Here is a 1,657-nt window from a genome sequence, read left to right as displayed (position 1 = left end):
GCTTCAAAGGGTAAGTTTAGGAAGTAAATATGCCGCTGCCCCAAGCAAACTAGTCTTCAAGGGTACGATTCGCTCGTAAGTCCAACTTTCCTCACGCCTTTCATCCATAAAGGTCCATTGTACCAATAAAAAATTCCGTATACAGAATAAAAGAAGAACTAAAGAAGTACCTTTGGCATAAAATTATCAATAGCTGGCCAGAACGCTAAAAGATTGTATCCAAAGTATTATGACAAATCGTTTATATTCGAAACTAAATCAAATGGTCTTCCGTCTAATTATAAAGGGGAGGGAATCCTTTGCGTGCATTTATCACTATGCTCTTAATTTCAATGATCGTCATACAGGGATGCAGTCCTAAAGATGAAGAAATTCAAGGTTTAATAGAATATGAATACATCTCTCAAAATGAGGGTCTTACAGCTGAGGTAAGCCAATGGCTGAATGACTCAAAGAATTCCAAGGATGCAGGGATTCATAGTTTAAGCACCGGGGACGGAGTTACATATGTGTATGCCAAGGGATACAAGAAAGCCAAGGCTGCATACATTTATCAAGTCATCGAAGGCAAGGTATATCACAATATGAAGGTCACGCTGCTGACAGGAAAAGAAAGGGATACTACTTTTATAAAGATCAAATATGAATCTGATACTTGCTGTGATACCGAAATTTTTGATGAAACCGATAGTGAAAAAGAATTCTATGACGCACCTGAATGAAATGAATCGCAAAAAGTGGAGGAATCATTAATGGGAATTCTAGTTGGGATTGGCGTATTCATTTTGGCTATTGTGCTTTTGTCGCTTGAAATCGCGATTGTTGAAGACAAAGGAAATGGAAAACGTTCATATCTGGATGCTTGTAAACGAAGCCTGCTGTTTGTGATTCCATTAGCACTCATAGCGGTGGCGATGTACTATGCTTTTTTTAACTGAAGGCAAGGGTGGAAGGAGAAACATCCCGTTTAAGAAGTATAAATGTTTGATGCTTCTGCTGACTTTTTTGATTGCCGGTTGTAATAACTCGAATGAATTACCAATAGAAATGGCTGCCTATAACAGCCTGACAGAAGAAGAGGCACAATTGATCCCAGTCTCGCCAAAAGATGCAGTGGTGGAAAAAGTGCTTGCTGATGAAGAATTGGGAGAAAAAATAGGGAAGGAATTTATTGGACAGTCCATCTATACTGTTACTTTCAATCATACAGAAAACGAACAGAATGGAAGGCTGATCGTCTATCTGGAAAAAGATAAAAAGACCATCATCGGAAAAGGATTTGAACAGTAGAGGGGGACCGGATGTGGTACTCTATTTTTTTTTGGAGTTAGACTGAAAGAGTCCGAACAGGGCGGGATTCGGACAAAAGCCATGCGAGGCAGCCGAAAACTGTCCGAAACAGCGAAGGATTCGGACAGAAATCAAGCGAGGCAGCTGGAAAATGTCCGAATTAGGACGGGATTCGGACAGAAATCAAGCAAGGCAGCCTGAAAATGTCCGAATCAGGGCGGGAATCGGACAGAAACCGTGCAAGGCAGCCGAAAAATGTCCGAAACAAGTCAGGATTCGGACAGAACCCAAGCGAGTGAGCCGGAAAGTGTCCGAATCAGGGCAGAATTCGGACAGAAAACAAGCGAGTGAGCCGGAAAGTGTCCGA

The 1,657-nt window shown here is 41.5% G+C and carries 4 protein-coding genes; all 4 read left to right on the top strand.

Annotated features, from left to right (window positions below; translation table 11 throughout):
- The first annotated feature begins 299 nt into the window (after positions 1–299).
- A complete protein-coding gene (locus D3H55_RS23580; protein ID WP_119549767.1) occupies positions 300–722 on the top strand; it encodes a hypothetical protein in 423 nt (140 codons plus the stop codon).
- Positions 723–752: 30 nt separating this feature from the next.
- Positions 753–938: a hypothetical protein gene (locus tag D3H55_RS23575; RefSeq protein WP_119549766.1), complete on the top strand. Its 186-nt coding sequence runs from the start codon at positions 753–755 to the stop codon at positions 936–938.
- Positions 922–1,290 (top strand): hypothetical protein, encoded by a 369-nt coding sequence (locus D3H55_RS23570; RefSeq protein WP_119549765.1) that lies wholly within the window; start codon positions 922–924, stop codon positions 1,288–1,290. The genes D3H55_RS23575 and D3H55_RS23570 overlap by 17 nt, the downstream gene beginning before the upstream one ends.
- A gap of 151 nt (positions 1,291–1,441) precedes the next feature.
- The coding region (locus D3H55_RS23565) for a hypothetical protein (RefSeq protein ID WP_136035794.1) at positions 1,442–1,657 on the top strand (216 nt) is incomplete at its 3' end.

The organism is Bacillus salacetis (genome assembly GCF_003581585.1).
Lineage (GTDB): Bacteria > Bacillota > Bacilli > Bacillales > Bacillaceae_B > Rossellomorea > Rossellomorea salacetis.
Note: the sequence above shows the minus strand (reverse complement) of the source record. Positions and strands in the feature narration are given on the sequence as shown.